Below are 25,662 nucleotides of genomic sequence, written 5' to 3' on the forward strand. Positions count from 1 at the left end.
TTTTCACAGGGCACGTCCCCTCGCCCCGTTTACGGGGAGAGGGTTAGGGTGAGGGGCGACAGAGCAAAAACCTCTCCATATTTACTTCGCAAGCTTCGCCAGCGCCGCGACCAGGCCCTGGGTGGAGGAATCGTGGCTCGCCGCGCTCTCTTTACCCTCGACGACGGGCAGCAGGCCCGTTGCCAGTTCCTTGCCGAGCTCGACGCCCCATTGGTCGAAGGAGTTGATGCGGAAGAGCACGCCTTCGACGAAGACGCGATGTTCGTAGAGCGCGATCAGGCGGCCGAGCGCATAGGGTGTCAGCTTGTCATAGACGAAGGTGATCGATGGGCGGTTGCCGGTGAAGACGCGGTGCGGGGCGATGAAATCGGCCTTCTTGTCGTCCATGCCCTTGTCGGTCAGCTGCTTCTTGGCTTCCGCGAAGGTGCGGCCCTTCATCAACGCTTCCGACTGGGCGAGCACGTTGGAGATCAAGAGCTGATGCTGGTGGCGCAGCTCCGGCTCGAAGGCGTTGGCGGCGATCATGAACTCGGCCGGGATGATGCTCGTGCCCTGATGGATGAGCTGGTAGAAGGCGTGCTGGCCGTTGGTGCCGGGTTCGCCCCAGACGACCGGGCCGGAATTTCCCTCGACCGGCGTGCCGTCGACGGTGACGCCCTTGCCGTTCGATTCCATGTCGAGCTGCTGCAGATAGGCCGGGAAACGCGACAGGCGCTGGTCGTAAGGCAGGATGGCGCGGGTGGGGTAGCCGAGCACATTGCGATGGTAGAAGCCGAGCAGGCCGAGCAGCATCGGCAGGTTTTCGGTAACCGGCGCCTTACGGAAGTGATTGTCGACGGCATGGGCGCCGTCGAGGAACTTGCCGAAATTGTCAGGCCCGATCGCGATCATCAGCGGCAGGCCGATCGCCGACCAGATCGAATAGCGGCCGCCGACCCAATCCCAGAAGCCGAAGACGCGGGCGCTGTCGATGCCGAAGGCGGCGACCTTGTCGAGCGCCGTCGAGACGGCGGCGAAGTGATGCTGCACGGCCGCTTCGCCGAGCGCCTTGGCGATGAAATTGCGCGCCGTCTGCGCATTGGTCATCGTCTCGACGGTCGTGAAGGTCTTCGAGGCGACGATGAAGAGCGTCGTCTCCGGCTGCACCAGCTTCAGGATGTCGGCGATATGGGCGCCGTCGATATTGGAAACGAAATGGGCGCGCGGGCCGTCATGGAAGGGCGCAAGCGCCAGCGTCGCCATCACGGGGCCGAGATCCGAGCCGCCAATACCGATATTGATGACATCGGTGATCGCCTTGCCGGTCGCACCCTTCAGCGTGCCGGAGCGGATGTCGTCGGCAAACTTGCCCATGGCGGCAAGCACGGCGTTGACGTCAGGCATGACGTCCTTGCCGTCGACCAGAACCGGCGTGTTGGAGCGGTTGCGCAGCGCCGTGTGCAGAACCGCCCGGTCCTCGGTGAAGTTGATGGCCTTGCCGGAGAACATCTCCTCGCGCTTCTTTTCGACGCCGCCCTCCTCGGCAAGCTTGACCAAAAGCTTGAGGATCTCGTCGTTCACCGCCGTCTTGGAATAGTCCATCAGCAGATCGTCGAGCGAGACGGAAAAGCGCGAAAAGCGCTGCGGATCGGCGGCGAAGGCGGCGCGGAGATCGGTTGCCTTGGTGGCTTCGGCAGTGCTTTTCAGCTGTTCGACGATGGCGTTCATGGGAGGCTCCTTTTGAGGCGGAAAGGTTGCGGAAACTATTCGCTTTCTCCGGCGCAAATCAAGTTCAGCCACTGCTCCAATATGAAAAAAGCCACCGGCGGCGAGCGGATGGCTTTAATTTCATCACACTGTCAAATTCAGCCGCGCAGATCCTTTCGCAGGATCTTGCCGACAGGCGATTTCGGCAGTTCGGTGCGGAATTCGATGAAGCGCGGGCGCTTGTAGTTGGTGAGATTGGCGATGCAATGGGCCCTCACCTCCGCTTCCGTCAAGTTCGGATCCTTCTTGACCACGAAGAGCTTGACCGCCTCGCCCGAATGCCCGTCCGGCACGCCGATCGCCGCCGCCTCAAGGATGCCGGCATGCATGGCGGCGACTTCCTCGATCTCGTTCGGATAGACGTTGAAGCCGGAGACGAGGATCATGTCCTTCTTGCGGTCGACGATCTTGGTATAGCCGCGCTCGTCCATGAAGCCCATGTCGCCGGTGCGGAAATAGCCGTCTGATGTCATCACCCGCGCCGTTTCCTCCGGCTTCTGCCAGTAGCCGGCCATCACCTGCGGCCCACGAATGCAGATCTCGCCGATTTCGCCTGATGGCAGCGAACGGCCTTCCTCGTCGCGGATGTCGAGTTCGGTGGAGGGAAGCGGCAGGCCGATCGAGCCGGTGAACTCGGGCGAATCGAAGCGGTTGGCGGTGGCGACAGGCGATGTCTCGGAAAGGCCGTAGCCCTCTGTCACCGCCGTGCCCGTCATCTTGAGCCAGCGTTCGGCGACCGGGCGCTGGACAGCCATGCCGCCGCCAAGCGACATGATCAGCGAGGAGAAATCGAGCTTGGCGAATTCGGCGTTGTTCATCAGCGCGTTGAACAGCGTGTTGAGGCCGGGGAAGATATGAATATTCGACTTTCCGAATTCCTTGACGAGGCCGGGAATGTCGCGCGGGTTGGCAATCAGGATATTGTGGGCGCCGAGCGACATGCCCATCAGCGAATTCACCGTCAGCGCGAAGATGTGGTAGAGCGGCAGGGCGCAGAGGAAGTTCAGAACCTCGGGCTGTTTCTTGCGCTGGAAAGCCGATCGCAGCCAGAGCGACAGCTGCAGCTTGTTGGCGAGCAGGTTCTGATGTGTCAGCACGGCGCCCTTGGCAATGCCCGTCGTGCCGCCGGTATATTGCAGGAAGGCGATGTCGCCGCCCGCAAGGGTGACCGGCTGGAGACTTTTCTTTGCGCCTTCGCTGAGCACCTGACCGAAGCTCTTATGCTGCGGGATCGACCAGGAGGGAACGAGCTTCTTCACCTTGCGCACGACGAAATTGACCATCAGCCCCTTCGGCCCCAGCATTTCGCCAAGCGAGGTGACGACGACATGGCGCAGATCGGTCTTGTTGAGGACCTGTTCGACGGTGCGGGCGAAATTCTCCAAAACGAAGATCGCTTTGGCGCCGGAATCACGCAGCTGGTGTTCGAGTTCGCGCGGCGTATAGAGCGGATTGACGTTGACGACCACCAGGCCGGCCCGAAGGATCGCATAGGTGGCGACGGGGTTCTGCAGGACATTCGGCATCATGACCGCGACGCGGTCGCCGTTCTCGAGGCCGATGCTCTGCAGCCAGGCGGCGACCTTGCGCGTCTGGCTCTCGAGCTCACGGTAGCTCATCGCCTTGCCCATGCTGGAAAAAACCGTTCGGTCGGCGTAACGGGCGCAGGATTTTTCCAAAAGTTCTGCAAGCGAGGCATATTCCAGCGCCGGGAGTTCGGCCGGAACCACATCGGGATAGGTGCCAAGCCACGGCTTGTCGGCTTTTGCTCCGTTCGGATGGACGGAAATGCTGCTCATCGTGTCTCTCTCCCTTGCGGCCGCCGCGCCGGTCGAGCCGTGATCGACTGGCTCTCATTGACCGGAAGCATCCTCCATCTTCCAGTCCGGCAGCTTATGCCATTGCCTGAACGGTTCAAGCCGTATGACGCTATACTAACCTTGACGTAAACGTCAACATTTGCCGGTTGTGTGGTCGTGGAAAGGGCAGGGAACTTTGAGTCCGTCATGGCGTTGACCTTTCATACCAACTATGAGGAACACCAAAAAGGAGGTTCAAATGTTGAATCAGGACACCGACGCCAGCCGCCGTGACCCGAACACCAAGGAAACGCATTCGCTGATCGCCAGCGACCGCGTCGAAGGCACCCGAGTCTATGGCCCTGATGGCCGGCATATCGGCTCGATCGAACGCCTGATCATCGGCAAGCGCGACGGCCGCGTCGCCTATGCCGTGCTGAGCTTCGGCGGCTTCCTGGGCATTGGTCACGACCACTATCCGCTGCCTTGGGAAAAGCTGAATTACGACACCCAGCTGGACGGCTATCGCATCGACCTGACCAAGGAGCAGATCGAAGGCGCACCCAGCTATTCGGACGATGACGACACCTGGTACAACGACAATGGCCGCCGGGTGTATGATTATTACGGCGTGCCGCCCTACTGGATGTAACCATCGTTCGATGGACCGAGATGGAAGGGCCCCGTTGGAGGCGGGGCCTTTTTGGTGTGTTTCCGGGATGACAGAGAGGGACGTGCCTTGCGCAGGTTGCGAGGAACGGGGAGCTCACGGCATAGTCTCTTCTCCCCTCGGGGAGAAGGTGCCGGCAGGCGGATGAGGGGGCTACAGGGCACATCCTCATGTAAAAACCTATTCGGGAATGCCAACGGCAGCGCTATTCTCCAGCGTCTTGATTACGATTAACACGATCCAGCCGCAGTCATTCCGCATGGCTCTATATTGGAAAGACCGGCGTCGTCGGCCCCCTCATCCGCCCTACGGGCACCTTCTCCCCGAGGGGAGAAGAGGGAATCGAGACGTTGCGGCAGCCTTTATCGCAGCCCCGCGACGAGATCATTAGCCGACCGTAGCACGGTACCGACGACGATGTCATCAGCCTCAATCACCTTCGCCGTCTTCACCGAAAACACATGGCTCTCGCCCGGCAGCAGCGTCACCAGCATCGAATCGACGACCGCATCCGGATCCAGCCGGTCCGCCATCAGGCAGAGATCCTTGAGGAAATTCTGCGCCGTCACCTTGACCGCGTAACCGCCGTCGATCGCTGTGACCTCGACCGCAAGCCGCGGCGCGGGCAGGGCGAGATCGATATCTTCGACGAAATAGTGAAACGCTCGCCTGTCGAGTATCTCAACGACAACCACCTCGTCATTCGGTAAGTCCGGCCTGACGATGTCCTCAGGCAGCGGAAATTCCTTGGACTCGAACCGATCGCAGAGCAGGCGCCAGAACTCGAATTCTGCAAGCACGGTCCCGTCGAGCTTCAAACGCCTGCCGCTGATCTTCGCCCGCCAGAACAGCGTCCTCTCGTTGACGGCGACCGCCGCCAGTCCGCCGTCGCGCGGCTGGACGGTCAGCAGACGCGGATCGTAGGCGGCCTTGAGCGCATACCAGAGCGGCTTGCGGCGTCCGGCCGAGTCGAGCGCGGCCCAGGAGGTCACCGGCCAGCAATCGTTGAACTGCCAGACCACCGCACCCTTGCAGATAGAACGATGCGAGCGCATGTGCTCGATGCCGAAGCGGATGGCGCGCGCCTGGTTCAGCTGGGTGGCGAAGTGCCAGTCGTCCATCGTCTTTGGTTCCGGCAGGTGGCCGGCAAGGCCGCGGATCAGCTTGTCGTTGCCCTGCGTCGCCTTCTGATGGTGGAACACACCGTTCGATTGCGGCGTCAGCGGCTCATCATGCACGCTTTCTTCGATCGTCGCCCAGGTTGCCGGCGCCTGCCAGCCGAATTCGGAGCAGAAACGCGGGATGTAGTTGCGGTAGACCTCGTAGCCAACATCGTTCCAGACGTCCCAGATATGTTTGCAGCCATGTCCGTCGGCATTCGGTTCGATCTCCATCGAGCCTGAATAGGGGCTGCCGGGATAATAGGGCCGATCGGGGTCGAGCTCGCTGCAGAGCCTCGGCAGCAGGTCGAGATAATAGCCGAGCCCCCAGCTTTCGCCGACCTTGATGATCGGCCGCCAGCCCCACTCGTCGAAGCCCCAGATATTCTCGTTGTTGCCGTTCCAGAGGATCAGGCTGGCATGCGGCATCAGCCGCACGACATTGTCGCGCACCTCCGCCTCGACCTCGCTTCGAAGCGGCTCCTCCTCCGGGTAGGCGGCGCAGGCAAAGAGGAAATCCTGCCAGACCAGCATGCCCATGCGGTCGCAGGCTTCGTAGAATTCGTCGCGCTCGAAGATGCCGCCGCCCCAGACGCGCAGCATATGGATATTGGCGGCCTTTGCCTCTTCGATCCGGGCGGCGTAACGCTCACCCGTCACCCGCGACGGGAAACAATCGTCGGGGATCCAGTTGGCACCGGCGATGAACAGCGGCACGTCGTTGATGACGAAGGTAAAGGACGAGCCGTGCTCGTCGGCCGAGGTGTCGAGCCTGAGCGAACGGAAGCCGAGCTCGCGCTCGAAGCTGTCGAGCCGATCGCCGCGGGCCTCGTCGATCAGCGTGAGCGTCAGCGGATAGAGCGGCTGCGCGCCGAGATGGTGCGGCCACCAGAGCTGCGGCGAGGGCAGGATGACCTGGAAAGACACCTCGTCTTCGCTGGCGGCCACCGCCACCGCCGTCGTCACGCCGCCGATTGCGGCAACCAGCCGGCATGGCCCAACACTGCCGTGGCGCGCCAGCCTCGCATACACTTTTACCAAGCCGTCGCTGCCGGCAAGCGTGGCCGACACCCGCGTCTCGGCGAGCCGCGCCCGATTCCAGCTCTCCAGCCTGACCGGCTTCCAGAGACCGGCCGTCACCAATGTCGGCCCCCAGTCCCAGCCGAAATTGCAGGCCATCTTCCGCATCAGATTGCCCGGGCCCGGATAGTTGTTGGGCCGGTAGCCGTAATGTTTTTCCATCTCTGCGCCATAGGCGTAGGCGGAGCGGAAGGTGACGGAGAGTTCGTTGGTGCCCGCCTTCAGCAGTCCTGAAACATCGAAACGGTAGGTGCGGTGCATGTTGAATGTCCGGCCGATCTCTTCGCCGTTGAGGCTGATGACCGCGATCGTATCGAGCCCGTCGAAGACGAGTTCCTGCACCCTGCTATCGTCCCGCGTCGCCTCGAAGCGGCAGCGATAAATCCAGTCCGCCCTGCCGATCCAGTCGTTGGTGATCTCGTTGACATCGATATACGGGTCGGGGATCAACCGGCTGGCGAGAAGGTCGGTATGGACGCATCCCGGCACTGTCGCCGGCATCGCATCCGGCAGGTCGGGTCTTCCTGTATCGTTGCAGGTGAGCGTCCAGCCGGAATTGAGCGCGGTCTTCTCGATCATGGCGGGCTCCTGATTATGCCGCTCGAAGCTGTGGAATTATGGTTGGGTCGGAAGATCGCGCGCCGTCAGAGAAACCGCCCGTGGCGCTGCAGCACCTCGATCTTGTAGCCGTCGGGATCGCTGACGAAGAAGAACAGGCCGAACAACTTGCCGTCGCGGTTGAGCTCCACCAGCTCGCCCGGTTTGAGCCCCAGTTTCACCATGCGCTCGCGTTCGATGGCGACTTCTTCGACCGAGACGGCGAGATGGCCATAGCCTTTGCCGAGATCATAGGGTTCGGCGCGGCCCTTGTTGACGGTCAGCTCCAGCTCGAAGCCGGTCTCGGCATTGCTCAGATAGATCAGCGTGAAGGTGTCGAAATCGACACGGTCGGCGACCGAGAGGCCGAAGGCCTTGCCGTAGAATTCGACCGAGCGCGCCTCGTCGAGAACGCGGATCATGGAGTGTATCATCTTCGCCAAGGCAGCCTCCCGTTCAATCGATCACCGCAGCCTTGGTAGCGGTCCTCTTACGCCGGGCGCAAGCCGATTCTTTGGGTGATCGCACCTTCGAGGAGGCCCATGGCGTCATAGATCAGTACCGCCATCAAGCCGACGATCAGCCCGCCCTGGAGGATGAAGGCGGTATTGTCCGATATCAGCCCGGCGATGATCACCTCGCCGAGGCCCTTGGCCGCCACCGTCGAGCCGATCGTCGCCGTGCCGATATTGATGACGGTCGCGACCTTCAGCCCTTCGAGGATCAGCGGCAGGGCGAGCGGCAGTTCGACCTGCAGCAGCCGTTGCGTGCCGTTCATGCCCATGCCGTCGGCGGCGTCGAGCACCTGCGGCGACACCTGTTTCAGGCCGGCGACGGTGTTTTCGAAGATCGGCAGCAGGCCGTAGAGGAAGAGCGCGATCAGCGTCGGCATGGCGCCGAAGCCGGTGGCGGGCACGGCGAGCGCCAGCACGGCGACCGGCGGGAAGGTCTGGCCGGCATTGGCGATGGCACGCGACAGCGGCAGAAAGTCGGCGCCGCTTTCCCGCGTCACGAAGATGCCGCCGACAACGGCAAGCACGGCGCTGCAGGCGATCGAGCCGACGACGAGCTGCAGATGTCCGAGCGCGAGCGAGGCAAGGCTGTTCTGCGTATAGACGGCGGGCGCATTGTTGCTGGTCAGCGGCGTAAACAGGAAGGAAAGCCACTCCGTCCTGAACAGCAGGACGAGCAGCAGGGCGAGTGCGGCCAGCCGGAAGAGATTGGCGACGAGGAGTTTCATGCCTTGCGGCCCAGTTCGAGCAGCCGGCTCATCGAGATCGACCCGACCGGTGCCTTCGCATTATCCTGCACGGCCGCCTCGTCGACCCCCTGCCAGATCATTTCGGCCAGCGCATCGCGCAGGCTGAGCGATTGCGGCAGGGCATAGGCGAGGCCGGTCTTGGCCGGCTCCATGCTCTCCTTCAGCGGCAGCAGCGACATCAGCTTCAGCGCCCGGTCGGAGGTGCCGGTCAATTGCTGCACGAAGGGATCGGCCGGTTCGGTCAGGATCTTTTCCGGCGTCGAGCATTGCAGCATTCGGCCCTGGCTCATCACCGCGATCTGGTTGCCGAGATGGAAGGCCTCGTCCATGTCGTGGGTGACGAGGATGATGGTCGTGCCGAACTGCTTCTGGATTGCCAGCAGGTCGTCCTGCGCCTTGCCGCGGATGACCGGATCGAGCGCGCCGAACGGCTCGTCCATCAACAGCAGTTCCGGCTCGGCCGCGAGCGCCCGGGCGACGCCGACGCGTTGCTGCTGGCCGCCGGAAAGCTGGTGCGGATATTTGTCGGCGAACTCAGCCGGATCGAGGTTGAAAAGCCCGAGCAGTTCCTCGACGCGGGCCGCGATGCGTTTGGAATCCCATTCGAGCAGCTGCGGCACGGTGGCGATATTCTGCGCCACGGTCCGGTGTGGGAAGAGCCCGTGTCCCTGGATGGCATAACCGATCCGGCGGCGAAGCTCGGTCACCTCGACGTCCATCACATTCTGGCCGCCGACGAAGATCTCGCCTTCGGTGATCGGCACCAGCCGGTTGATCATCCGCATCAGCGTCGATTTGCCGGAGCCCGATGTACCGACGATGACGGTGATCTCGCCCTTCTCGACCTTCATCGAGACCTTGTCGACGACGGTCGCCGCACCATAGCGCTTGGTGACGTTGCTGATTTCGATCATGCTCATGCGGCGGGTCCCCGGATGCTGTCGATGACCGCATCGAGGATGACGGCCGATGAGAAGGCGAAGAAGACGGTCGGCACGGCGCCGAGCAGGACGAGGTCCATCGCCGTCTGGCCGAGTCCCTGGAAGATGAAGATGCCGAAGCCGCCGCCGCCGATCAGCGCGGCGATCGTCACCATGCCGATTGCCTGCACCAGCACGATGCGGATGCCGGTGAGGATGACCGGAAAGGCGAGCGGCATGTCGATGCCGGTAAGGATCTGCCGGCGCGTCAGCCCCATGCCGGCCGCCGCATCGCGCACCGAAGGGTCGACGCCGTGCAGGCCGACGACGGTATTGGCAACGATCGGCAGCAGCGAATAGAGCACGAGTGCAATCAAGGCAGGCGCCGTGCCGATGCCGCGAATGCCGATAGCGGCGGCCAGCGGTACATGGGTGGCGAGATAGCCGAGCGGCAGCATCAGCAGACCGAACAGCGCCAGGCTGGGGATCGTCTGGATGAGGCTCAGACCCTGCAGCACGACGGCCCTGAGCTTCGGCACCCAGAAGCACAGGATGCCGAGCGGCAGGCCGAGAACGATGGCGATAACGAGCGAGCCGAGCGCCAGCAGCAGATGTGAGAATGCCTCGGTCTCGAACTGTGCGGACCGCGTCGAGAATTCCTTCATGATCGAGAGGCTGTCGAGCAGACCGGAGGCGAGGAAGGCGAAGAGCAGCGCCGTATAGACGCCAAGCGCTGCCACCCGCATCCAGGGCGCTAGCCGGATCTTGACCAGCGCATCCGATATGATGAGCCCGATCACCGCAAACAACACCCAGAAACCGCCGCCGGGCGTCATGCGCGCTACCGTGCTGCCGGGCGGCGTCGCCGCTGTCGAGGCCAGGCCGATGGCGGCGATCAGGGCGGCAAGGCAAAGGGTGGCAATGATGAGCCGCGCCATGGTATTTCGAAGAAACAAGGTGGCGAGGGCGGTCAGGACGAGAAGAGCGGTAAGGACGATCACGGAGGGCTGGGGAAGAAGCTGCATCAGCAGCATCGGCTTGCCGGCGGCGATGCGGTTCGCCTTGACATAGATGAAGGGCATCACTGCCGTCGCCGCAATGCCGCCCGCCACCAGAACCACGCCGAGCCGATCCAGCCTGCGGACCGTTGAGCTTTCTTCCATCAATCCAACCCTGTCTGGCCGACCCTACGTCAGGGGAGGCTCCGCCCGCGACGGGGCGGAGCGGCAATGATTACTTCAGGAAGCCTTTTTCCTTGAGATAAGCTTCGGCAACAGACTTTGCCGGCTCGCCGTCCACCTGGATCTTGGCGTTGAGCTTGCGCAATTCGTCGGCGCTCAGGCTCTTGAAGATCGGCGAGAGGATTTCCTCGATCTTCGGATTGGCCTTCAGCACCTCCTCGCGGATGATCGGGGTGGGCGCATAGACCTGCTGCACGTTCTTGTCGTCTTCAAGAACGGTGAGCTCGGCTGCTTCGATCGCGCCGTCGGTGCCGTAGACCATGGCGGTGTTGACGCCGTTCGTCTGGTCGGCGGCCGCCTTGATCGTCGCTGCCGTATCGCCGCCGGAAAGAACGACCATCTGGTCGGGCTTCAGCTGAAAGCCGTAAGTCGTCTGGAAGGCGGGAAGCGCGCCGGCCGAATTGACGAATTCGGAAGAAGCCGCAAGTTTGGCAGCACCGCCGCCGGCGACCCATTTGCCGAAGTCCGTCAGGCTCTTCAGCTTGTTCGGCTCGGCGACGTCATTGCGCACGGCGAGCGCCCAGGTGTTATTAGCCGGCGACGGCGTCAGCCAGACGATCTTGTTGGCGTCGTAGTCGAGCTTCTTCGCCAGCTCGTAACCCTGGTCGATGTTCTTCCAGGCTGCGTCATCGGCCTTGTTGAAGAAGAAGCCGGCATTGCCGGTATATTCGGGATAGATATCGATTTCACCTGCGGTGATCGCCTTGCGGACCACCGGTGTCGCGCCGAGCGCGATACGGTCCTGCGTCTTGATGCCGTTGGCTTCGAGCGCCAGCGCGATGACATTGCCGAGCAGCGTGCCCTCGGTATCGATCTTCGACGAGACGACGACGTCGGCGGCCTGGACCGCGCCCGCTGCGAAAGCGGAGAGCGAAACGGCAAGTGCGAGTTTCTTCAGCATGGAATATCCCCTTTTAAACACCGTGATGAGGCCCAAGCCGGCAAGGCTTGCGCGCAGGAAATTCGCCGGCGAGGGCGGTAAGGCCGCCATCATCCGAATTGCGTGCGTCATGGAAATAGCGTGCACGCTCGAAAAATCGATGCAAGCCCCCTCCAGTATTTTGCGCTCGTGCCGACGATTATGGCGGCGAACACATGTCCGCGCGCGGAAACGCATTTCCTTTTCCTAGGCCGGCGCGATTTGTTTTTGTCCCCTTGCGTGTTTCCACGATGGTCCGGTGCTCGTTGCGGGAATTCCGCCGCCCGGATTTTTATGACGGCGACGATAGCCCCGCTCTCCCGGGGCAGGGATATCTTTTTTCGCGAACACGTCATATCGTCCGGTTTTTCCAGTGCTTTCCGGAGCCCGCCTTTTGCATCTCGGCGCCCTGTTCATAACGCACCACGTCCTGACGTCGGGTTCGGTCCGCGAGACCGCGCGCCGCTTCCAGCTGTCGCCGTCCACCGTGTCTGCGGCAATCCGCAATGCCGAGAGCGAACTGGCGATGAAACTGACGGAACGCGCTTCCGGCGAACTGGTGACGCTGATCGCCGGCGGCGGGGTGCTCGAAGGCCTGCAGCCGATTACGGTCGCGATCGGCGAACTCGGCAAATTAGCCGGCCATGACGCCGGCGCCGGGACGGTCGAGGCTTGGGCGTCGCGCATTCCCGTCAAGATCGTTGCGATCGAGCGCTTTCTCGAGGTGGCCGACCAAGGCAGCATCAACCGCGCTGCCCGCCGCCTTCACTTGGGCCAACCGCAGCTTTCGCTGCAGCTCGCCAATCTGGAGCGATTTCTCGGTCGCCGCCTGTTCGAGCGGCAGGCGCAGGGCTCGGTGCTGACGGAGGAGGGCCGGCACGCCTACCAGATCTTCATGGCGATCAGCCAGGCGTGGAACGATCTGAAATCGGCCGCAGACGAGCGCTACCGGCGCACCGCCCGATCGCTGCGCATCGGCTCGATCATCCCGACCGGATCGGAAAGCTGGGTGGCGCGCTGCTTAGGCTTGCTCGTTTCCGAGTGGAATGCGCACCGCAGCAATAATGCGATCTCGCTGGTCTCGATGACCGCCGACGACCTGCGCGAGGCGCTGAAGAGCGGCCGCATCGATGTCGCGATCCTGGATTCGGTCTTCGGCCTCGAAAACTTCCGGCATCGCGAACTGCTGCAGACCGACATGGTGGTGATCGCACCGCTTGAAAGCACGCAAACCTCGGCCGCCGAACTCGTCGCCGCGCATGCGATCTGCACGCCGAGCCCGCGCACCGGCCTCGGCCACGCGGCCATGGTCTTCAGCGACGAGCGCGCACCCGACCGGCGCTTGCGCAGCCGGGATATCACCGCGGCGGATTCGCTGCCTGTCATCGTCGACCTCGTCGCCAATCACGGCTACGTCTCCTTCCTCGGCCGCGTCAGCGCCATGCCGATCGCCGACAAGGTGCGCATCGTCGATCTCGACGAGCGTCTGCCGATGTCCTATCACGTCGCCTTCAACCATCGAAAAGCCGCTGCCGATGCCTGCGAGATGATTATCGCCGCGGCCGCCAGAATGACCTCGGAACCTGCCGCGTACATCACAAAGCAGGTCGACGGGGCCAGGGAGACTGCAGCGTGACGATTTTGCTGGAAGTATGCGTCGACAGCGCCGCGAGCCTTGCCGCCGCAATCGAGGGCGGCGCCGGCCGCATCGAGCTCTGCTCGGCGCTGGAGCTCGGTGGTCTGACGCCGCTGCCGAGCCTGATGCGGATTGCCGCCCGGGCGCCGATTCCGGTCTATGCCATGATCCGCCCGCATGCCGGCCCCTTCATTTTCGACAGCGTCGACGAGGAGGCGATGATGCTCGATATCGAGGCCGTGCGCGCCGCCGGCCTCGCCGGCGTCGTCATCGGCGCCAACCGCCCAGACGGCACGCTCGACCTGCCGCTGCTCCACCGGCTGAAAGCGCATGCCGCCGGCCTCGGTTCGACGCTGCACCGCGCCTTCGACCTGGTGCCGGATGCCGACCAGGCGCTGGAACAAGCAATCGAACTCGGCTGCGAACGCATCCTCACCTCCGGCTGCGCGGTCAAGGCCGCCGATGGGATCGACACGCTGAAGCGTCTTTCAGAGAAAGCGGCCGGCCGCATCTCGATCATGCCCGGCAGCGGCATCCGCCCCGCCAATGTCGGCGAAATTCTCCGTGCGACCGGCGCCCGCGATGTGCACGGCTCCTGCAGCTCGCCGGTCGAAAGCGCCCATCCGCGCGCGGTGGCGTTTGGTTTCGAGGCGAAGAGTGCGAACAAGACGGACGTTGAAGTGGTCAGGGAGATGCGCAAGGCGATTGAGGCGGTGGGTTAGAGGGCCGTGACCCGCCCCTCATCCGGCTGCCGCCACCTTCTCCCCGCATGCGGGGCGAAGGGACAAGCAGCGACCTCTCGATTCCCTCTTCTCCCCAGCGGGGAGAAGGTGCCCGTAGGGCGGATGAGGGGGCCGCCAACGCCGGTCTTTCCGATAAGGTCACCGGCCGCCGACGGCGACGGTATCCTTCGATCGTGTGCCGCTGCGTGCGGGATAGTTTTGAACGTGAGAGGTGTTCCGTGTGGCCCCCTCATCCGACCCTTCGGGCCACCTTCTCCCCGCTGGGGAGAAGGGGATATGCCGCACCGTCTCCGTTTCCCACGTCCCATTGTGAGAACGTCGGCGGCCACGAATTACCTACCCACCAACCCGGATCACCGCCTTGATCAGCCCGCTCTTCTCATGCGCCCAGCGGGCGAGGTCGCGCGGTGCGTCGGCAAGCGTCGTGCGATGGGTGATGAGCTTGTCTACCGGCACCAGCCCCTTCGCGATTGAATCCGCTACATGCTCGAAATCGACGCGGGTGGCGTTGCGGCTGCCGATCAGCATCATCTCGCGTTTGTGGAACTCGGGGTCGGAGAAGCGGATGTCGTCCTTGACGACACTGACGAGCACCAGCGCGCCGCCATGGGCGACGAAGGAGAAGGCCTTTTCCATCGACGGGCCGTAACCCGTCGCATCGAACACCACGTCAAAACCGTCGCCATTGGTCTTTTCCTTGACCGCATCCGCCGTCACCTCGCTGGCGACGATGCCTGACGTGAAGCCGAAGCGTTCGGCTGCCATCTGCAGCCGTTCGGCGCTGGTATCGAGCAGGGTCACGTCATGGCCGGCGATGCGCGAGAAGATTGCCGCTCCGAGTCCGATCGGCCCGGCGCCGATGACGAGCGAGCGGGCGCCGGCGCCGGCGAGCGAGCGGCGCACCGCATGGGCGCCGATCGCCAGAAATTCGGTTGTCGCCGCCGCCTCGAGGCTGAGGCCCTCGGCGGCATAGAGGTTCCCGGCCGGAACCGAAATCTCCTCGCAGAAGGCGCCGTCGGTATGGACGCCGAGCACCTTGATGTTGGTGCAGCAATTCGGCTTGCCCTTGATGCAGGCGACACATTGGCCGCAGGAGAGATAGGGATTGACGATGACGGATGTGCCGGCCGCAAGCGCGACACCGTCGCCCGCCTCGATCACCGTCGCCGAGATCTCATGCCCCATCACCCGGGGATATTCGAGGAAAGGGTGCTTGCCCTCGAAAATATGATAATCGGTGCCACAGATGCCGACATGGCTGACGGCCAACCGCACCCAGCCGGGCGCCGGTGCGGCGGGTGATGGGCGTTCGACGATGTCGAGTACGCCGGGTTCCCGGCAAACAACTGCTTTCATGACGGGTCTCGCATTCTTCGTTCTTTACTCTGTGTCGTGCCAACTGCTGTTCGGTTTGTGCGGATAGCTGCCCCTCACCCTAACGCGCTGCCGTAAACCGGGCGAAGGGACGTGCCCAGCGAGACGTTGGCGAGGGACCGAAAGGTTGCGGCCCGGTCCCTTCTCCCCGCGGGCGGGGAGAAGGTGGCGGCAGCCGGATGAGGGGCAGGCCGCTTTCTCTCGTCGCTCAATTGCTCTTGCGGCGCCGCAGCTGGTCGAAGAACACGATCACGATGATCAGCAGTCCGGTGATGATGCGCTGCCAGAAGGAGTTGACGTTCAGAAGATTGGCGCCGTTGTTGATGGTGGCGAGAATGAAGGCGCCGATCAGCGGGCCGTGCACGGAACCGACCGCGCCGAACAGGCTGGTGCCGCCGATGACCGACGAGGCGATTGCCTGCAGTTCCCAGCCGTCGGCTTGCGTCGCATTGCCGATGGCGATGCGCGAGGCAAGCAGCACGCCGACGAAGGCGGCAAAGCCGGCCGAGAGGATATAGGCGAGATAGATCATGCCCTTGACGTTGACGCCGGAAAGGCGCGCGGCTTCCGCATTCGAGCCGACGGCGAAGAGATAGCGGCCCCAGCGGCTGAGATGCAGGAAGACGAAGGAAGGCACCGCCACCAGGATGACCATCCAGAACAGGCTCGGAATGCTGAGGAAATCGGCCCGCGCGAAATTGCTGAAACTCTCGTCGGTGATGCTGATCGTCGAGCCGTTGGTGATCAGCAGGCCGATGCCGCGCAGCGACGTCAGCGTTGCCAGCGTGATGATGAACGGCGGCAGGCCCATATGCACGATGCCGAAGCCGTGGAAGGCGCCGATCGCGACACCGATGGCGAGCGTCAGCATGATCGCGCCCCAGAGCGGCACGCCGGCCTGCAGGAGCCAGGCGATGATGACGGTGCAGAAGCCGACGATGGCGCCGACCGACAGATCGATGCCGGCGGTGATAATGACGAAGGTCTGGCCGAGCGCCAGAATCGCCGTCATCGCCCCCTGACGCAGCAGGTTCGAGATGTTGAGCGGCGTCCAGAAGCTCGGGGTGACCAGCCCAAGCACGACCCAGAGGAAGATCAAGAGCCCGATCAGCGTCAGGCCGAACAGGATGTTCATTTTCCGGCGCGGCGGCGGCGCGACGATTTCGGTGGGGGTGGCAGTCATGAATTTTCTCCCTCTTAGAGCCTTTCCGATTTTTCCGAACCGCGGAAATGCTCTATCTCTTTGTTGTCTCGCGCTCAGACGCCGATCGCTTCGCTGAGCACTTCTTCATGCGTCGCCGCGTGATAATCATGGCTGGCGACGATCCTGCCGCCGCGGAAGACATGCAGCCGGTCGGCCAATTCGTAGACCTCGGGCAGATAGGAGGAGATCAGGATGATGCCGGCGCCCTCCTTCAGAAGCTTGGCGAACAGCCGGTAGATTTCCGCCTTGGTGCCGACGTCGACGCCGACTGTGGGTTCGTCGAAGATGAACAGCCTGGCGCCGTGGCTCAGCCACTTGCCGATGACGATCTTCTGCTGGTTACCGCCCGACATGCTGGAGGCCGGAACGCGCCGGCTCGGCGTCTTGATGCTGAGATTGCGGATCTGATTGTCGGCATTCGCCGATTCCCGCGTATGGTTGATGACCGGCCCGTGGCTGAGGCGCCCGAAGACCGGCAGGTTGATATTGAGGCCGATCGACTGATTGAGGCAGAGCCCCTGGTCGCGCCGGCTTTCCGGCGCCAGAGCAATGCCGAGCTCCATGGCCGTGCGTTCGTTGCGGATGTCGACGCGCTTGCCCATCCAGTGGATTTCGCCGGCGCTTGTCGGCTGGCGCCCATAAAGGCCGAGCGCGAATTCGCTACGTCCGGCGCCGATCAGGCCATAGAGGCCGACGATCTGTCCTGATTTGACGCTGAGCGACACGTCCTCGAAGCCCGGACCCGAAAGGCCTTTGACCTCGACGATCGTCTCGCCGAAGGCGATCTCTTCCTTATGGTAGATCTGCTCGATCGAGCGGTTGATCATCAAAGCGATCAGCTCGGCATCGTTGGTCTCGCCGATCAGCCGCGTGCCGACATGCGTGCCGTCGCGCAGCACCGAGACACGGTCGGCCAGTTCGAAGACCTCCTCCATGCGATGGCTGATATAGACGATGGTGACGCCTTCGCCCTGCAGGCGGCGGATCAGCTTGAACAGCTGCGCCGATTCCTGGCGGGTGAGATAAGCGGTGGGTTCGTCGAAGATCAGGAACTGCGTGCCGCGCATCGCCGCGCGCGCCGTTGCCACCAGCTGCTGCTGGCCGATCGTCAGCGAACTTAGAAGCGCGCCGGCCGGCAAGCCGAAGCCGAGATCGTCGAGCACGGCCTGGCCCATCTTCTCCATCTGCTTCTTGCGCATCAGGCCGTAGCGGTTGACCTCGTCGCCGAGGAAGAGATTGGCGGCGACCGTCAGGTGTGGGCAGAGCACCACTTCCTGGTGGACGGCGTTGATGCCGCGGGCGATCGCCTCATTCGGCGTCGACAGCCCCACCGGATGGCCGCACCACAGCACCTCGCCGGCCGTGCGAGTGATGACGCCGGTCAACAATTTGATCAGGGTGGATTTGCCGGCGCCGTTTTCGCCGACGATGGCGTGGATCTCTCCGGCGAGGAAGGTCAGCGTTGCCGGCTTCAGCGCCTGCACATGACCATAATTCTTCTGCAGGCCTTTGAGTTCGAGGATAGGCGATCCGGCGGGAATACGATTGGCTTCTTTCAGCGTGGCGCTGTCATCATGGCGATGACTGACCTCTTCCAGTCCGATCATGGACCTCTCCTCCTCTTGTCGCGTCTGCTCCATCCCGGGTGAATCATACCATGGATGAAAAAAGCCGCGCCGGTTTTTGAGCCGGCGCGGCCATCTTGTTCTATTACTTGATCTTCGGGTTCAGCAGCGCATCGATCTTCGGATCGGCCATATTAGCCTTGGTCACGAGGTTGGCGCCGGTGTCGACATTTTCCGGAACCTTCTCGCCCTTGGAGACGGCAAGCGCGGTCTTGATGCCGTCATAACCCATGCGATAGGGGTCCTGAACGACGAGACCGGCAATAGCGCCGTCCTTGAGGAAGCCGACCGTCTTGTCGTCACTGTCGAAGCCGATGACCTTGATCTTGTCGCCGAGCTTGTTTTCGGCGATCGCCTGGCCGACACCCTGCGCCAGGATCAGGTTCGAAGCGAAGACGCCGACGAGTTTCGGGTTTGCCGTGATCAGGTCGGTCATCATGTTGAGGCCGGTCGTTGCCTGGCCATCGCCGTACTTGTCGGCAATGACCTTGAGGCCGGGATGTTTGGTCTTGATCTGATCCAGGAAGCCTTCGCGGCGCTGTTCCAGCGAGCCGACGCCCGGAAGATTGGTGAGGATGACGATGTCGCCTTCTTCCTTGCCGGTCATCTCCTTGATCGCGGCGGCAAGACCATCGGCAGCGATGCGGCCGCCCTGGACGTTGTCGGTCGTCAGGAACGACTTGAATGCCTTGGAGTCGGCGCCGGAGTCGATGCCGATGATCGGAACCGACTTGGCGGCTTCATCGATCGGCTTGCCGAGCGCCTTGAATTCGGTCGGCGAAATGACGATGGCGGCCGGCTTGCCGGCAACGGCGTTCTCGAGAATGCTGATCTGGCCGTTGATGTCGGATTCTGCCTGGGCGCCGAGTTCCGGCACGTTGACGCCGAGATCCTTGCCGGCCTTGCGGGCGCCGGCCAGAACGATCTGCCAGTAGAAGGACGTGGTGTCCTTGACGATGATCGGGATCGTCACGTCGGCGGCAAAGGACGTGACCGGCATCGCCGTGGCGATGACGGCGGCACCCGCGAGCGCGGTAAAGGCGCGGCGCGACAGAAGGGATTTCACGATAGTCATAAGGGTTCTCCTCTCAGGATGCGTTCTCCTCCAATAAACCGGACCGCTGAACGCTGGCGGAGGGTTTTTATCGATAAAAAACATTTGCAGGCAGAAGCTAGCCGAGGCGCAATCAAATTGCAAGGGTGTCAATGCAGCTTTTTTGCTATGGAAAACTCCTCCCAAGCATCTGATTTTATTTCAATACCACGATAACCTAAAATAGGTGTCAGCCGAGATCAACCTCATGTGGATGCACGACGCCCTTTTTTAAAATCAGGTTGCCGTACAGCCGGAATTCGGTTGTCGCCACGATGTAGGCGGCCTTGCGCGCCATCGCATAAAAGGCGAAGCGCTCGACCGGGACAATGCGGAAATCGCCGGCGCGCTTCGAAACGATCTGCTGGAACTCGGCGCAGACTTCGGGCACGGCCTGCGGGTCGCCGACCACCTCCATCCGCCACGCAGTTTCCGGCACGAAAGTGTCGAGCGGCATATGCGTCAGGATCGCTTCGGCCATCGCGGTGGCGCTGACGCCGTCGGCGCGGATGACCGGCGGGCCCATCGAGCCCGCGGGGAAATTGGCGTCTGCGATGACGATGTCGTCGCCATGTCCCATCGTCTTCAGCGCGTGAAGCAGGTCGGGCCCGAGCAGCGGATGAATACCTCTCAGCATAGTGTCTCCTCAGACTCGGACGGCTTCGGCGCCGAGCGGGGGCGCGGTGAGCGTATAGGGCTCGAATTCGGCGTAGATCTCGTCGGTTAGCGGCGGCGCGACGGTCTCCATGTTGCGCGTCAGGCTCGACGGTTTCGCCGTACCGATCAGCACCGAGGCGACGATCGGGTCGCGCAGCGGAAACTGCATGGCGGCGGCCGCGAGCGGCACGCCGTGACGCTTGGCGATCGCCTCCATAACGCCGACCTTGGCAAGCACGTCCGCATCGGCCGGCATATAATCGAAATGCGAGCCCGGCACCGGGCCGGTGGCGAGAATGCCGGAGTTGAAGACGCCGCCGACGACGAGCGATGTGCCCTTCTGCCGGCAGAGCGGCAGCAGTTCGTCGACCGCCGAACGGTCGAGCAGCGTATAGCGGCCCGCAAGCAGGATGCAGTCGAGATCGGCATGGCGCATGACGTCGAGGCAGACAGGCACTTCGTTGACGCCGAGGCCGAAGGCGGAGATCGCGCCGGAAGACTTGAGCTCTTCCAGCGCCTTCACGCCGGAATCGAGCAGCTGCTTCTGATAGACCGCGTTCTTCGCCGCGCCATGCGTATAGACGCCGATATCGTGGACGTAGAGAATGTCGATGCGATTGAGGCCGAGGCGCGCATAGCTGAACTCGACTGAGCGCATGATGCCGTCATAGGAATAGTCGTAATCGGCATCGAAGGAGAGCGGATTGACATAGCTGTAATCCGGCACCGTCCCCGTCGGCACCGGCCGAAGCAGCCGGCCGACCTTGGTAGACAGCACGTAAGCGCCGTCCGGCTGGTCGCGCAGGAAATCGCCGACGCGCCGTTCGGCAAGGCCAAGCCCGTACCAGGGCGCGACGTCGAAATAGCGGATGCCGCTGTCCCAGGCGACTTGCAGCGTTTCCATCGCCTGCTCGCGCGGGCAATCGCGGTAGAGACCACCCAAGGGAGCTGCGCCGTAGCTGATCTCGGTCACCTCAAGCCCGGTCTTGCCGATCCGTCTCGTCTTCATCATGCCCCCTCGGGAATTACATAAAAACAAAAGCTTAGCATCGCAATCTAGAGCGTTGCGCCGAGATGCCAAGGCACGAACTCGTTATCGCCGTAACCGAAGATCTCGCTCTTGGTTTTCTTGCCGGAGGCCGTGTCGACGATCAGGTCGAAGATCTCGCGGCCCTTGCCGCTGATCGTCGCATCACCCGTGGCGATCGTGCCGCAATCGATGTCCATGTCCTCTTCCATCGAGGCATAGAGGGCCGAATTGCTCGACAGCTTCAAGGACGGCGCCGGCCGGCAGCCGAAGCAGCTGCCGCGGCCGGTGGTAAAGGCGATCATGTTGGCCCCGCCGGCCACCTGGCCGGTTGCCGAGACCGGGTCATAACCGGGTGTGTCCATGAAGACGAGGCCCGGCGCGGTCACCCGCTCGGCATAGCCATAGACCGCCGTCAGCGGCGAGCGGCCACCCTTGGCGACGGCGCCGAGCGACTTTTCCAGGATGGTGGTGAGACCGCCGCGCTTGTTGCCGGGCGACGGGTTGTTGTCGAGCGAGGCGCCGTGCAGGGCGACATAGTCTTCCCACCAGGCGATTTTCTCGTCGAGCTTTCTCGCCACCTCGTCGCTGACGGCGCGGCTGCGCAGCAGATGCTCGGCACCATAGATTTCCGAAGTCTCCGACAGGATCGCCGTGCCGCCCGCCGCCGCCAGGAGATCGGCGGCGACGCCGAGCGCCGGATTGGCGGTGATGCCGGAAAAGCCGTCCGAGCCGCCGCATTGCAGGCCGATGATGATCTCGCCGATCGAGATCGGCACCCGCTTCTCCTTGCCGACATCGGCGGCGATCTCGCGCAGCACGCCCATGGCGCGCTCGACCGCGCGGCGCGAGCCGCCGGCGTCCTGGATGTTGAAATGCCGCTTCGAGGCGCCGGCACCGCTCTGGCCGTAAAGCGTCAGCTGATTGACCTCGCAGCCCAACCCGATCATCAGCACGCCGCCGAAATTGACATGCCTGGTATAGCCGGCAAGCGTCCGGTGCAGCACGTTCATGCCGTCGCCGGTCGAGCTCATGCCGCAGCCCTGGTCATGCACGATCGGCACGAAACCGTCGATGCCGTCATAATGCGGCAGGATCGTCCGGTTCGCCTCGTCGGCGATCGCCCGGCAGACGGTGGTGGAACAGTTCACGCTGGCGATGATGCCGATATAATTGCGCGTCGCCGCCCGCCCGTCGGCGCGGCGATAGCCCATGAAGGTGCGCGCCTTGTCCTCTGCGGTTGCTTCTGCCGGCGCCGAATTGGCGGTGGCGGCCAGCCGGTCGTTTTCGAAATGCAGATTATGGCTGTGCACATGGTCGCCGGCCTTGACCTCGGCGGTGGTGCGGCCGATCGCCTGTCCGTATTTCACCACGGCGGAGCCGAGCGGAATATCGGCGATCGCCACCTTGTGGCCCGGCTCGATCTTCTGGCGGGCTGCAATGCCGGCAACCGTCGAGCCCTCGGCGATGGCGGACGTTGCGACCGCGACATTGTCGCCGGCCGACAGGATGATCCAAGGCTGTTTGTCCAATCTCTTCTCCCTGAAGGAAACGCTCGCTGCATCGGCGAATGCGATTGATTTTGTTTTTTATCTACAATAAACATTTTCAAGTCAACGGGAATATTGATCCTGTGGACGAGGGAGGCAATGCGCCGCAGACGATCGGAAATACGCTAATGGTTTTTTCAACAAGCTCCGGTCGGGCGCCGTTTCGTTGTTGAAGCGGAACGGAAACCGGCACGCGGGCGGAAAGCGGGGGATCTGATGGCAAGGCAGAATACGGTCTTCAAGGAAGCCTACAACAGGTATGCCGCGGCCCTGCGCACGGATACGGCGCTGCCGTCGGAACCGGAGATCGCCGCCCAGCTCGGCGTCAGCCGTTCCACCGCGCGTGCCATCCTCACCCGCCTCAGCGATGAAGGCATCATCCGCTGGAACAAACGTCAGAAGATCGTGCTGCGCGAGCCAACCGACCGCGACCTCTTTCCCTCCGAAGAGACGGATTCGCTGCATGACATCATCGAGCGCAGCTTCATGCGGCGCATCCTTGCCGATGACGCTGCCCCCGGCATGCAGATCAACGAACTGGAGCTTGCCCGCGAGATCGGCACCGGCACGACGAGCGTGCGCGAATTTCTGATCCGCTTCTCCCGCTTCGGCCTGATCGAAAAGCGGCCGAACAGCCATTGGACGCTGAAGGGCTTCACCCGCGAATTCGCGCTCGAGCTTGCCGATGTCCGAGAAATGTTCGAACTGCACTCCGCCGCCGAGTTCGGCCGGCTTCCCAAAGACAATCAAGCGTGGATCGATCTTGCCGCCATGCGCGAGGAGCATCTTTCCATGCTGGCCGACATCAACCAGCGTTTCAAGGACTTCTCCGTCCTCGACGAGCGCTTTCACTTGCTGATCCACCGCGCTTCGAAGAACCGCTTCATCGCCGATTTCTACGATGCGATCGCCATCATCTTCCATTATCATTACCAGTGGAACAAGACGGCCGCCCGCGAGCGCAACGAGCGCGCCATCCACGAACATCTGGATTATATCGCCGCACTGGAATCCGGCGACCAGGCAGCGATCGGCAAAGCCTGCCGCGTGCACCTGCGCTCCGCCCGACAGACCCTGCTGCAATCGCTGCCGCAGACTATGAACGATAACGTCTGAGCCGCCTATGCCGGCAGCCGTCGGGTTCATGCGAGCGCCACATTGACGCCGGCGTCATGAAACCTTCTGATTTGTAAGCCGTTATCGTGCTTATGACCGACGTCACACTCAACCCGAAATCGGTCGATGGCACCGAGCAGGACGGTGCCGAGAAGTCGCGCCAGGAGAAGGCATCGACTGTCGAGACCGCGCCGCCGCCAGATGTCATCGAACCAAGTCAGAAGCTCACGCCCGAGGAGGCCGAGCAGGCGCGCAAGCGATATTTGTTGAGGCGTTTCTGGATCAGCGCCCGCCGCTACTGGGGCCGTGGTGGCGACAAGCTCGCCTGGCCGTGCTCGATCGGTCTGTTGACGATGATCTGCATGAATGTCGGCTTCCAATATGGGATCAATCGCTGGAACCGCGGCATCTTCGACGCCATAGAGCGACACGACGCCGGCACCGTCTATTATCTCAGCGCCGTCTTCGTGCCGCTTGTGCTCGGAAGCGTCGCGCTTGTCACCGCGCAAGTCTATGTTCGCATGATGATCCAGCGCCGCTGGCGCTCCTGGCTGACGAAGGCGGTGATCACGCGCTGGCTGGCCAACGGTCGTTATTATCAGCTGAACCTCATCGGCGGCGACCACAAGAATCCTGAGGCGCGCCTCTCGGAGGATTTGCGGATCGCCACCGAAGCGCCGGTCGATTTCATCGCCGGCGTCATAGCCGCCTTTCTGTCGGCCTCGACCTTCATCGTCGTGCTGTGGACGATCGGCGGAGCGCTCACGCTGCCGATCGCCGGGTCGACCATCACCATCCCCGGTTTTCTCGTCGTCACCGCGGTTCTCTATGCCGTGATCACCTCAACCGTGATCGCGGTCATCGGCCGCCATTTCGTCCAGGTCTCGGAGGTCAAGAACCAGGTCGAGGCCGAGCTTCGCTACACGCTGACCCGTGTGCGCGAAAACGGCGAAAGCATCGCCTTGCTCGGCGGCGAGGAAGAGGAGCGTAGCGATCTCGACAAGACATTTTCCAATGTGCTGAAGCAATGGGCGCTGCTTGCGCGCCAGCACATGCGTACGACCTTCGTTTCGCACGGGTCGATGCTGATTGCGCCTGTCGTGCCGCTCCTGCTATGCGCGCCGAAATTTCTCGCCGGCGGCATGACGCTTGGCGAGGTCATGCAGGCTGCCTCCGCCTTCGCCATCGTTCAGACGGCGTTCGGATGGCTGGTCGACAACTACCCGCGTCTTGCCGACTGGAACGCCTGCGCGCGGCGCGTCGCCTCGCTGATGATGTCGCTCGACGGGCTCGAGCGCGCCGAACAGAGCGACGTTCTGGGACGCATCAGGCACGGTGAAACCAAGGACAATGCGATCCTGAACCTCAACGATCTCGCAGTGTCTCTCGACGACGGCACCGCGGTGGTCAAAGAAACCCAGGTCGAGATCGCGCCGGGCGAGCGTGTGCTGGTGGCAGGCGAATCCGGCTCGGGCAAGAGCACGCTGGTGCGCGCCATCGCCGGTCTTTGGCCCTGGGGTCACGGCAGCGTCGACTTCCACGGTGACCGGCGCTTGTTCATGTTGCCGCAGCGGCCCTATATCCCGTCCGGCACGCTTCGCCGCGCGGTGGCCTACCCCCGCGCCGCCGACAGCTGGACGCCGGAGGAAATCAAGGCCGCCCTTGCCAAGGTGGGGCTGGATTATCTGAGCGAGAAGATCGAGGAAGACGCGCCGTGGGACCAGATCCTGTCAGGCGGCGAAAAGCAACGGCTCGCCTTCGCACGGCTGCTGCTGCACACCCCCGATATCATCGTGCTCGACGAAGCAACCTCGGCACTCGACGAGAAGAGCCAGGACAGGATGATGGAGATGGTGATCGACGAATTGCCGACCGTCACCATCATCAGCGTGGCGCATCGCGCCGAGCTGGAAGCCTTCCACAGCCGCAAGATCACCTTGGAGCGGCGCGAGGGCGGCGCCAAGCTCGTCAGCGATATCGATCTCGTCCAGCGCAAGGGCAGACGAAACCTGATCCTGCGGGTTTTGGACAACCGTCGCTAAAGCTGACGAACCACTGCAAAACCCGGGACGTCATGCTCGGCCTTATGCCACGGCTATCCGGTTTGCGCCGATGGCTTGCCCCTCTCCCTAACCCTCTCCCCGCTCGCGCAGGGCTGTCCGGGGAAATTGTCAGGCATAAAAGAAAGCCATTTGGTTTGGCGATGTTTTGGGTTTTGGCCGGCTTGGATTGACGGGAGGCGGC

Annotated in this window: 20 protein-coding genes; 5 read left to right on the forward strand and 15 right to left on the reverse strand. The window is 62.8% G+C overall.

Going from position 1 to position 25,662, the window contains the following annotated elements; translation table 11 throughout:
- Positions 1–81 precede the first annotated feature (81 nt).
- Both pgi and GGD53_RS28450 read right to left on the reverse strand, forming a co-directional pair.
- Positions 82–1,707 (reverse strand): glucose-6-phosphate isomerase, encoded by a 1,626-nt coding sequence (gene pgi, locus GGD53_RS28445; RefSeq protein ID WP_184460057.1) that lies wholly within the window; start codon positions 1,705–1,707, stop codon positions 82–84.
- A 137-nt stretch (positions 1,708–1,844) separates the two neighbouring features.
- Positions 1,845–3,545, reverse strand: a complete 1,701-nt coding sequence (locus tag GGD53_RS28450; protein ID WP_184460058.1) for a long-chain fatty acid--CoA ligase — start codon at positions 3,543–3,545, stop codon at positions 1,845–1,847.
- 259 nt (positions 3,546–3,804) lie between these two features.
- Between GGD53_RS28450 and GGD53_RS28455 the strand changes: the two genes are divergently transcribed.
- On the forward strand, positions 3,805–4,197 hold the full coding sequence (locus GGD53_RS28455; RefSeq protein WP_085776800.1) for a PRC-barrel domain-containing protein: 393 nt from the start codon (positions 3,805–3,807) through the stop codon (positions 4,195–4,197).
- A gap of 380 nt (positions 4,198–4,577) precedes the next feature.
- On the opposite strand, the gene GGD53_RS28460 is transcribed toward GGD53_RS28455, so the two are convergent.
- The 6 genes from GGD53_RS28460 to osmF all read right to left on the reverse strand — a co-directional run bounded on the left by GGD53_RS28460 (position 4,578) and on the right by osmF (position 11,375).
- Complete coding sequence (locus GGD53_RS28460) at positions 4,578–7,034, reverse strand: glycoside hydrolase family 2 protein (protein WP_184460059.1); 2,457 nt, start codon at positions 7,032–7,034, stop codon at positions 4,578–4,580.
- Positions 7,035–7,099: 65 nt separating this feature from the next.
- On the reverse strand, positions 7,100–7,495 hold the full coding sequence (locus tag GGD53_RS28465; protein WP_184460060.1) for a VOC family protein: 396 nt from the start codon (positions 7,493–7,495) through the stop codon (positions 7,100–7,102).
- Positions 7,496–7,542: 47 nt separating this feature from the next.
- Positions 7,543–8,292 (reverse strand): ABC transporter permease, encoded by a 750-nt coding sequence (locus GGD53_RS28470; RefSeq protein ID WP_184460061.1) that lies wholly within the window; start codon positions 8,290–8,292, stop codon positions 7,543–7,545.
- Complete coding sequence (locus GGD53_RS28475; RefSeq protein ID WP_184460062.1) at positions 8,289–9,233, reverse strand: ABC transporter ATP-binding protein; 945 nt, start codon at positions 9,231–9,233, stop codon at positions 8,289–8,291. The genes GGD53_RS28470 and GGD53_RS28475 overlap by 4 nt, the downstream gene beginning before the upstream one ends.
- Positions 9,230–10,396 (reverse strand): ABC transporter permease, encoded by a 1,167-nt coding sequence (locus GGD53_RS28480; RefSeq protein WP_184460063.1) that lies wholly within the window; start codon positions 10,394–10,396, stop codon positions 9,230–9,232. Before GGD53_RS28480 ends, GGD53_RS28475 begins: the two co-directional genes overlap by 4 nt.
- Before the next feature lie 70 nt (positions 10,397–10,466).
- Positions 10,467–11,375, reverse strand: a complete 909-nt coding sequence (gene osmF, locus GGD53_RS28485) for a glycine betaine ABC transporter substrate-binding protein OsmF (protein WP_184460064.1) — start codon at positions 11,373–11,375, stop codon at positions 10,467–10,469.
- Between the two features lie 412 nt (positions 11,376–11,787).
- Here osmF and GGD53_RS28490 point away from each other — a divergent pair, with 412 nt between their 5' ends.
- Together GGD53_RS28490 and GGD53_RS28495 are read left to right on the forward strand one after the other, a co-directional pair.
- A complete protein-coding gene (locus GGD53_RS28490) occupies positions 11,788–13,029 on the forward strand; it encodes a LysR family transcriptional regulator (RefSeq protein ID WP_184460065.1) in 1,242 nt (413 codons plus the stop codon).
- Positions 13,026–13,751: a copper homeostasis protein CutC gene (locus GGD53_RS28495; protein ID WP_184460066.1), complete on the forward strand. Its 726-nt coding sequence runs from the start codon at positions 13,026–13,028 to the stop codon at positions 13,749–13,751. Before GGD53_RS28490 ends, GGD53_RS28495 begins: the two co-directional genes overlap by 4 nt.
- Before the next feature lie 357 nt (positions 13,752–14,108).
- Here the strand turns inward: GGD53_RS28495 and GGD53_RS28500 are convergent, their stop codons facing one another.
- The 7 genes from GGD53_RS28500 to GGD53_RS28530 all read right to left on the reverse strand — a co-directional run bounded on the left by GGD53_RS28500 (position 14,109) and on the right by GGD53_RS28530 (position 22,284).
- Positions 14,109–15,128 carry a zinc-binding alcohol dehydrogenase family protein gene (locus tag GGD53_RS28500; protein WP_184460067.1) on the reverse strand — a complete coding sequence of 340 codons (1,020 nt, stop codon included), beginning with the start codon at positions 15,126–15,128 and terminating at the stop codon, positions 14,109–14,111.
- Positions 15,129–15,354: 226 nt separating this feature from the next.
- Positions 15,355–16,329, reverse strand: a complete 975-nt coding sequence (locus GGD53_RS28505; RefSeq protein ID WP_184460068.1) for an ABC transporter permease — start codon at positions 16,327–16,329, stop codon at positions 15,355–15,357.
- Positions 16,330–16,403: 74 nt separating this feature from the next.
- Positions 16,404–17,957 (reverse strand): sugar ABC transporter ATP-binding protein, encoded by a 1,554-nt coding sequence (locus GGD53_RS28510; protein ID WP_184460069.1) that lies wholly within the window; start codon positions 17,955–17,957, stop codon positions 16,404–16,406.
- 103 nt (positions 17,958–18,060) lie between these two features.
- Positions 18,061–19,050 (reverse strand): ABC transporter substrate-binding protein, encoded by a 990-nt coding sequence (locus GGD53_RS28515; RefSeq protein WP_184460070.1) that lies wholly within the window; start codon positions 19,048–19,050, stop codon positions 18,061–18,063.
- Between the two features lie 208 nt (positions 19,051–19,258).
- Positions 19,259–19,705: an RbsD/FucU family protein gene (locus GGD53_RS28520; protein WP_184460071.1), complete on the reverse strand. Its 447-nt coding sequence runs from the start codon at positions 19,703–19,705 to the stop codon at positions 19,259–19,261.
- 9 nt (positions 19,706–19,714) lie between these two features.
- Positions 19,715–20,734, reverse strand: a complete 1,020-nt coding sequence (locus GGD53_RS28525) for an aldo/keto reductase (protein WP_184460076.1) — start codon at positions 20,732–20,734, stop codon at positions 19,715–19,717.
- A 47-nt stretch (positions 20,735–20,781) separates the two neighbouring features.
- Positions 20,782–22,284 (reverse strand): UxaA family hydrolase, encoded by a 1,503-nt coding sequence (locus GGD53_RS28530; RefSeq protein WP_184460072.1) that lies wholly within the window; start codon positions 22,282–22,284, stop codon positions 20,782–20,784.
- A gap of 234 nt (positions 22,285–22,518) precedes the next feature.
- On the opposite strand from GGD53_RS28530, the gene GGD53_RS28535 reads away from it, so the two are divergent.
- Positions 22,519–23,418: a GntR family transcriptional regulator gene (locus GGD53_RS28535; RefSeq protein ID WP_184460073.1), complete on the forward strand. Its 900-nt coding sequence runs from the start codon at positions 22,519–22,521 to the stop codon at positions 23,416–23,418.
- A gap of 92 nt (positions 23,419–23,510) precedes the next feature.
- Complete coding sequence (locus GGD53_RS28540) at positions 23,511–25,460, forward strand: ABC transporter ATP-binding protein/permease (RefSeq protein ID WP_184460074.1); 1,950 nt, start codon at positions 23,511–23,513, stop codon at positions 25,458–25,460.
- The last annotated feature ends 202 nt before the right edge of the window (positions 25,461–25,662 follow it).

The organism is Rhizobium aethiopicum (assembly GCF_014197535.1).
Taxonomy (GTDB): Bacteria; Pseudomonadota; Alphaproteobacteria; order Rhizobiales; family Rhizobiaceae; genus Rhizobium; species Rhizobium aethiopicum_A.